General features: G+C 66.4%; 6 protein-coding genes and 1 tRNA gene. 3 read left to right on the top strand and 4 right to left on the bottom strand.

Going from position 1 to position 7,651, the window contains the following annotated elements; translation table 11 throughout:
- The first annotated feature begins 634 nt into the window (after positions 1–634).
- Positions 635–1,069, top strand: coding sequence for a hypothetical protein (locus tag B9G49_RS16280; RefSeq protein WP_137691278.1), 435 nt, complete (start codon positions 635–637; stop codon positions 1,067–1,069).
- A 237-nt stretch (positions 1,070–1,306) separates the two neighbouring features.
- Here B9G49_RS16280 and B9G49_RS11065 read toward each other — a convergent pair.
- A tRNA-Gly gene (locus B9G49_RS11065) sits at positions 1,307–1,377 on the bottom strand.
- A 228-nt stretch (positions 1,378–1,605) separates the two neighbouring features.
- Between B9G49_RS11065 and B9G49_RS11060 the strand changes: the two genes are divergently transcribed.
- Together B9G49_RS11060 and B9G49_RS11055 are read left to right on the top strand one after the other, a co-directional pair.
- Complete coding sequence (locus B9G49_RS11060; protein ID WP_086216402.1) at positions 1,606–2,130, top strand: DoxX family protein; 525 nt, start codon at positions 1,606–1,608, stop codon at positions 2,128–2,130.
- Between the two features lie 13 nt (positions 2,131–2,143).
- Positions 2,144–2,428, top strand: coding sequence for a hypothetical protein (locus B9G49_RS11055; RefSeq protein ID WP_049897570.1), 285 nt, complete (start codon positions 2,144–2,146; stop codon positions 2,426–2,428).
- A gap of 101 nt (positions 2,429–2,529) precedes the next feature.
- Here the strand turns inward: B9G49_RS11055 and B9G49_RS11050 are convergent, their stop codons facing one another.
- The 3 genes from B9G49_RS11050 to B9G49_RS11040 all read right to left on the bottom strand — a co-directional run.
- Positions 2,530–4,977 carry a methyl-accepting chemotaxis protein gene (locus tag B9G49_RS11050; RefSeq protein ID WP_086216401.1) on the bottom strand — a complete coding sequence of 816 codons (2,448 nt, stop codon included), beginning with the start codon at positions 4,975–4,977 and terminating at the stop codon, positions 2,530–2,532.
- 60 nt (positions 4,978–5,037) lie between these two features.
- On the bottom strand, positions 5,038–5,688 hold the full coding sequence (locus B9G49_RS11045; RefSeq protein ID WP_086216400.1) for a class I SAM-dependent methyltransferase: 651 nt from the start codon (positions 5,686–5,688) through the stop codon (positions 5,038–5,040).
- A 42-nt stretch (positions 5,689–5,730) separates the two neighbouring features.
- Positions 5,731–7,651 (bottom strand): type II secretion system F family protein (locus B9G49_RS11040; protein ID WP_233125203.1); only part of this gene is annotated, 1,921 nt, incomplete at its 5' end.

Below are 7,651 nucleotides of genomic sequence, written 5' to 3'. Positions count from 1 at the left end.
TCGACGATGGCGTCGAGCGGCTCGGGCCGAAATTCTATTACCCCAAGTTCCGCAAGTTCCGCTAGCCTCTGGCCGAAGGCAGGACGGTCTTCACACATACCCGTCTTTGCCAGGCCAGAGGCACTAATACTCCTGGTTCCGCCAGTCTACTGAAGAGCGTGTTCATCAGACGTTGGGCGAAGAACTTCGTGTGGGACAGGCAGGAGTACAAACACGTAGACGAACGCAAATTGTCGCGCATGGAGTGTGGAATCGTTCGCTATTGGGGCAAACTGGATTATTCCTTGTCGGGTTGTTTTATATTCTCGATGCCCTCCCAGAATTAGCTGTGGTCGGAAGCCTGTTTGACGACCCAACAAGTTATTTTACCAACCTGATCACGAACAATTTTGATCTACTCTATCAATCAGATGGTCTAATTGATGCGCTCCGAAACTTGATACAGAAAGAGATCTGACCCATCTCTGCTGACTGATTCCTTTTTACTCCCAAGGTAGTATGAAACAGCTGGTATATAACGAGTGTGTACTGATCACTAAGAAGCGAGCTGCTGACTTCCTATGGGCCGTATAACAGCGCGTTGTAAGGTTACAAGCTCCGTGATAATTTTATTTCTCCGGAATTATCATCAATTATGGAAATAGATATTCAGCGTCACGTTCGGGATGAGAATGATCCGAAACTACCCTCAGAGGCTATGGAAAAAGAGTTTGAACTCTGGGAGGAGGAGTATACCGTAGAAAATCTTAGTGACTTGACCGTATCACAGATCAAGTCAAGAAAATCCCGATTTGAGAACCGGGCACATCGCTTAGTAGCAGAGCATAACCCCGGAAAGGCAATTCAAAATGATCCAGCATTAGCAGCTTCTATGGGAAAACCTGCGTACACAAAGGAAGAGTGGGAGCAATCTCGGGAGATGATTGGGAGAAAGAAAGAGGAGATCTCGCTCCGGTTTGACCAAGCAATAGGACAGGTCAAAAAAGAGAGAGAAGATTCAAAAATGAAGCAATTAGTCGGACTGCTGGATTCTGTGACTCCAAACTCAGTAAGTATCAGTCTATCCTGAATGTAGTTCTCGCTATTTATTCAGTCATTTCACCAAGTCCTGTGTATTCAGTCCTGAAAAACCAGAAAGAAATCACAAATATCAGTTTCAATATAAATCCTTTGAGCTGGCATAATGTTTCAAACAGTCTTCTCCAAGTGAACCATCTTGAATATTGTAGTTAGGTCTGATTTTTCTCTTAAATTTCCATGGGTATTAGAATTGGAAAGTTGCGCAGGCACTTGGGAGAGCGCCTAATGCGCCGGCCGGGATTTGAACCCGGGCCATGAGCTTGGAAGGCTCAGGTCCTACCACTAGACCACCGGCGCTCGCGTCGGTCGATGACGCATCTACACGTAGGCGGAACGACTTTCATAAGCGTTCCGTGTTCTGACGGGGCTCGAACGCGATTCCCGGCGCCGATCCGGGTATGTATACTTAAAGAGCCACGATACTGCGGACGTGTCCCAGCGCTCTAGAACGCTTTTCAGCCGCTTAGAACCCTGTACGGTACATATGTGTGTACCAACCCAACGTACATCCGTGAGGTGACACCGATGTCATACCAATCGAGCAATCCGCTGGTCGGCGAGGTCGAGTTCGCCCTGGAGGGACCGTGGGCGACGTACTGGATCGCGTTCCTGCGCGTCGTGACCGGGTGGTGGTTCTTCCACGCCGGGGTCACCAAGATCATCGAGAACGGGTTCGCGTTCACCTACGGGCCGTCGTACATGAAGGGCATGACCGGCACCGCGCTGGGCGGCATCCCCGTCTGGATGGGGAACAACCTCGCGTGGCTCATCGAACCCGGCGTGCCGCTGTTCGAGACGCTCATCGGTCTCGCGCTGATCGCGGGGGCGTTCACCCGCTTGGCCGCGTTCGGCGGGGTCATCTTCATGGTCCTGTTCTGGATCGGGAACGCCGGCTTCGGTCACGGCGTCGTCAACAGCGACCTGATGGGCCTGTTCCTGTTCATGACCGTGATCGTGCTCGCGGCCGGTCGGTACTACGGGCTCGACGCGCTCCTCGAACAGACGGCGCTCGTCAAGCAGAACCCCAAGCTGCGGTACCTGCTCGGTTAAGAGGTGATTCACTATGACAGACACCATTGACAAGGCGGCACGGGCGTTGAGCGCGGGACTGATGCTGTTCGGCATCGTGGTCCTCGGACTAGTCGAGACGTTCACCGGCAAACCGTTCGCCCCGGCCCCGATAACGAACGAGGCGGGCGAGGTGACCGCGATGCCGCTGATCAGCCCGGAGATCCGGACCGGCTTCGTGCTGGCCGGCCTCGTGGTGCTCGGGCTGTACGCGGCCTACCGGTTCGTGGCGCCGCTCCCCGAGGACCGGGGCGTCAGCCACGAGACGATGGCTGACTGAGAAGCGAGGCACCCGGCCGCGACGTCACCGGCAGTGCTCGTCGCCGCGGGCGACGACGACCACTTTCCTTCGTTCTAACGTTCGCTGAGAGCCGTCTCCGGCTACGCCGAGTCGTCGACGTGCGGCTCGCCTGGCTCTCCAGTTCCGTGAGCGGTGCCGCCGTCGGTGCTGGCGGGGGCGGCGTCGGACGGCTCCTCGTCCGCGCCGAACGTGAACGCCGTCTCGCCCGTCTCGCCCGATCTGCCGGCGGCGGGTTCGCCGACCGAATCGCCGTTCGCGCCCCCGACAACGTCGTCCCCGGCCTCGGCGTCGACCTCGAAGCCCTCTGTCATCTCCCGCAGGTCGCTGGCGCGCTCGTGGAGGTCGTGCGCCTGTTCGGACACCTCGCCGAGCGTGGCGGCCTGCTCCTCGGCGGCAGAGGCGACGGTGGTCGCCTCGGCGGTGGTCTGTTCGCTCACGCCCGCAAGGTCGTCGACCGCGCCGGTCACCTCGTTGACCGACTGCGCCTGCGCGTCCATCGCGCCGGAGATCTCCTGAACGCCGTCGTCGGCCTCGCTCACGCGGTCGGCGACCTCGGCGAGCGCGTCCTCCGCGTCCTCCACGACGTCGACCCCGTCGTCGACGCCCTCGCGGATCGCGGCCATCTCGTCGACGCTCTCGTCGGTACGCTCGCGGAGGCTCTCGATCAGCGACTCCACCTCCGCGGCGGACGCCTGGGTCTCCTCGGCGAGCGACTTGACCTCCTCGGCCACGACCGCGAAGCCGGAGCCGGCCTCGCCCGCGCGGGCGGCCTCGATCGAGGCGTTGAGCGCGAGCAGGTTCGTCTGGTCGGCGATCTCCGAGATTGTCTCGACGATCGCGTCGACCTCCGCCATCTCGGCCTCGAGCCGCTCGACCGTCTCCGCGGCGGACTCCGAGCGGGACTCGATCGCGTGGAGCTCGTCGACAGCGTCGGCGGCCGCCTCGCGCCCCTCCTCGGTGAGCGCGTCGGCCTGCCGGGAGGTGGTCGCGACCTCGTCCGCGGAGGCGGCGACCTCCTCGACGGTCGCCGACATGTCCTCCATCTCGCCGGCGACCTCGGCCAGCTGACGGCTCTGCCGCTCCGCCCCGGCCGATATCTCGTCGACCGCGTCGCTCGTCTCCCGGCCGGCGGCCGCGGCCTCGTCGGTGCCGTCGGTGACCGCGTCGCTCCGGTCGGCCACTTCGACCGCGAACGCGTCGACCTCCGCGATCGCGGCCTCCAGCTCGTCCATCGCGTCGTTGAACTCCGCGGCGATCGCGCGGAGCGCCTCGGGGTCGTCCGGCTCTGCGTCGAGCCGAGCCGTGAGGTCGCCGTCGGCGCAGGAGGCCAATGTCTCGCCGAAGTCGCCCGCCCGCGACTCCAGGCGGTCGGCGAACGCCTCGCTCTCCGCCTTCGCCGCCTCGGCGCGCTCGCGCTGCGTCTCCGCCGACTCGATCTGCTCGCGCAGGGAGTCCCGCATGGTCGCGAACGCCCCGGCGAGGTCGCCGAACTCGTCGCGCCGCGCCGTGTCGAAGTCGACGTCGAGGTCGCCGTCGGCCAGCGCCGACGCCCGGGCCCGGAGCTGGTTCAGCTCGACGACGGTCCCCCGGCCGAGCGTCACGCCGATGAGCCCGAGCCCGACGACCGCGACGCCGACGATGAGGAGCAGGTTCCGCCCGATCATCCCCGAGAGCGCGTACGCCTCTGAGAGGGGGACGTGGACCGCGACGTACCAGGCCTCGGTGGGGACCGGGGCGTAGGCGACGAAGTACCGCTCGCCGTCGGCGAGTTCGAGCGTCGCCGACGGGACGGACCCGATCGGGTTCTGTCGGTCGAAGAGCTGCGACCGGACCGGTTCGTCGTACCGCTCGCCCGCGACGCCGTCGCGATCGCTCGCGCCGATCTCGCCGTCGGTCTCGACGATCGACGTGAACGCGCCGTCCGTCGGTTGCCGGAAGTCGCCGACGAGCGACCCGAGCGAGACCTCCATGACCACGTATTTTCGTTTCGGCGTCCCGGCCACGTAGGCGACCCGGCGCTCGCCGTCGACCTCGTACGTCGCCGTCGTGGTGACGGTGTCGCCGAGCAGGAGCCCGTCGTCGAACCACTGCTGGCTCGTGAGCGTCTCCGCTCGGTCACCGTTCCCGCCCGCCTCGTTGGTCGACGCGAGTACCGCGCCGTCCTCGGGGTCGATGTAGTGGAACGCAAGCACGCCGTCGCTCGCCCGAGACAGATGCGAGGAGAGATACGCCGCGACGGCGGCCGAGTCCTCGCTGTAGATGTCGTTGTCAGCGGCCTCCGCGACGGTCCCGCGCCGGTCGGCGGTCCAGCTGCCGGCTTCGGTGGCGCTCAGCTCCGCGACGGCCGTGTAGTCGCTCTGGGCGCTCGATTCGAGCTGCTCGGTCGTCTCCGCGTACGTGACAGCCCCGACGGCGCCGATCGCGAGGACGACGACGACGAGGGCGACGAGGAACTTCGCGAGGTAACTCCGGGCCACCGCGTCGGGCGCGACCCGACGCAGGATCCGTTCGAGGAAGGTGTCGGCCATTACCAGCAGGCGGTCGGCAGGGACCCTTTAATCCACCCCCGTCGATATTGTCTGTGATAATCAGGGGCGTTCCGGCTCGACTTCCGCGTAACAGTTCCCGCTGGATAGCTCCGTTCGACGCGTTTCGAGAGCGCTCTCGCCGAGATCCGTCTCGAACTCCGCGGGCGAGTAGATGTGATAGTACCGGGGCACCGTCTCGCCGCCCGGCAGCGTCCAGTCGACGGTCGTGTCGAACCCCTCGTCGCGGTCGAACCGCTCGTGGGCCGTGCTCCACGCGCTGACGAGCGCGACGCCGCCGGGCGCGAGGACGCGCGCCAGCTCGTTCAGGCTCTCGACGCGGGCGCTCCGCGGCGAGAGGTGGTGGAGCGTGGCGACGTAGACGGCGAGGTCGACCGCGCCGTCGCGGACCGGGAGCGCCGTCGCGTCGCCGTGGACGAACGCGGTCGCGTCGGCGAACCCCCGGTCGCGGGCGCGGGCCGTCGCCTCGGCGAGCAGCCCGCGGCTGAGGTCGAGGCCGACCGCGGTCTCGGTGCGCGCCGCGAGCGCCTCCGTGTGGCGGCCGTTGCCGCAGCCGACGTCGAGCGCGAGCCCCCCCGACCGACCCTCTAAGAACGACTCCACCTCGGGCCACGCGTACTGCCGCGTCTTCGAGAAGTGGGTCGCGATGCGGTCGTACGTCGACTGCGGATCGCCGGTCGGCTGCGGGTCCATACCGGCTTCTCGGCCGCGACGGGGATATGTCGACCGGACGCCTCACACCGCCCCGATCGCGGCGAACGCGACGAGCGTGAGCGCGAGCAACACCACGACGTGTTTCACGCCGTCGCGGACCGACCCCTCTCCGAGCTGTCCGGCGACGAGCCCGGAGCAGACCGCCTGGATCGACGCGGCGTGGAAGAACAGCTGCTCGTAGACCGCCACGTCGATGTCGCCGATCCCGTCCGTGATCCCGCCGGGTCCGCCGGAGACCCCGCTCCCGGTGTCGGGGAGTCCGCCGGCCGTCCCCGGGACGCCCGCCGCCTCGATGGCCGGGATGAACGACACCGACAGCGCCGCGATGATCCCGAGGAAGACGAGGAAGGAGATGTAGATGACGATGAGATACGTTAACATCACTTGTCGGCGTTCGCGCCGGAGCGCCCACGTCGCGCGCGATTCGTCGGCCGCGATCCGGAGGACGGGACCCACGTCCCCGCTCGCCTGAATCGCGTTGGTGACGAGCGCGACCGCCCGGGAGGTCATCGGCGACCGGACCCGTCGCTCCAGCCGGCGTAGCGCCGTGGAGACGTCCGCCCCCCAGTCGATGTCTCGGCGCGTCCGGCGGAGGTCCTCCGTCAGGGCTTCCAGGTTCGAGTCGGCGACGCGGCGGACGCTGCCGACCACGTCGGTGCCCGCCTCGTTGACGCTGGCGAGCCGGTCGAGGAAGTCCGGCACCGCGGACTCGACGCGGCGGACGCGGCGCTTGCCGAACTCGTAGGCGACCGCGTACGCCGCGAGGACGAGGGCGGTCGCGACGACGAGCGGGCCGTCGACCTGGTCGATCATCTCCATGGGCGTCCCGAGCGTGACCGGGAACGCGAAGACGAGCAGCCCGACGACCGCGGCCGGGACGACGGCGAGGAGCACCGTTCGCGGCGAGGCGAGCACCGTCTCGACCGGCGACGCGACCAGCCGCCGCACGCTCCGGAGGCGGTCGTACACGCGGAGCCGCTCCCGGCTCGCCGCCCAGCGGTCCGCTCCGGTACCGCCCGCGCCGGCGCCGTCCGCCCCGGAACCGCCCGCGCCGCTCTCGGCGGCCGCTCCCCCGTCGAACCGCGGCGAGTCGCCCCGGTCGCCGGGCTCGTCCGTGGCGTGGCGCACGCCCGTGACCGAGGGGGTGTCCGGGTCCGCGAGCGACGACTCCGCGACGGTCTCGGTGCCGCCGACGCCCTGCGTCACGCTGTCGACGTAGACGACGAAGCCGAAGGTGGCGAGCGGCACGCCGAGGTAGACGACGACGCGGAGGAGCGGGAGGGTGTCCTGTAAGACGAGCCCGATGACGACGAGGATGGTGATGAAAAACAGCGGGCCCGCGACCAGCGCCGTCACGTACGCCTCGGCGAACGTCGAGAGCAGTTCGAGGTACTGCTCCTGTTTCGCCTCCGCCTCCGCCTGATAGCGCTCGTACTGGTCGTTGAGGAACTCCGACACCGACTGCCCGGTGCCGAGGACGGACGCGAGGTTCTCCGAGAAGTCGGCCAGGTCGTCGCTCGGCGTCCGCCGGGAGATGCGCTGGAGCGCGGTGAGCGCGTCGGTTCCGAAGGCGTTCATGTCGCGGACCGCGACCGACAGCTCGGCGGCGGCCTCGCCGTACACCTCCTCGTTCTCCGCGAGCGTGTCCATCACCCGGGGAAACGCCATCCCGGAGCGCGAGAGCGCGTACATGAACGCGACCATCCGCGGCAGCGTGGCGTCGATCTCCGCCGCCCGCGCGGCGGCGCGCTGGTCGAGCAACTGCCACCGAGCGAGGTAGGCGCCGAGCGCGAGGCCGGAGCCGACCGTCGCGGAGACGACCGCGAGCAGGACGAACAGCCGACCGAGCCCGAGGTCGGCGAGCCGCGCGACGACCGCGACGAACTCGACCGACGCCGGGAGCGCCGCGCGGATCGCGGCCTCCACGACCGCGAGCGCGGCC

The sequence above is a fragment of the Halorubrum sp. SD683 genome, assembly GCF_002135045.1.
In the GTDB taxonomy this organism is placed as follows: Archaea; Halobacteriota; Halobacteria; order Halobacteriales; family Haloferacaceae; genus Halorubrum; species Halorubrum ezzemoulense.
The sequence above is the reverse complement of the archived record's forward strand: the minus strand, read 5'-3'. Positions and strand labels throughout refer to the sequence as shown.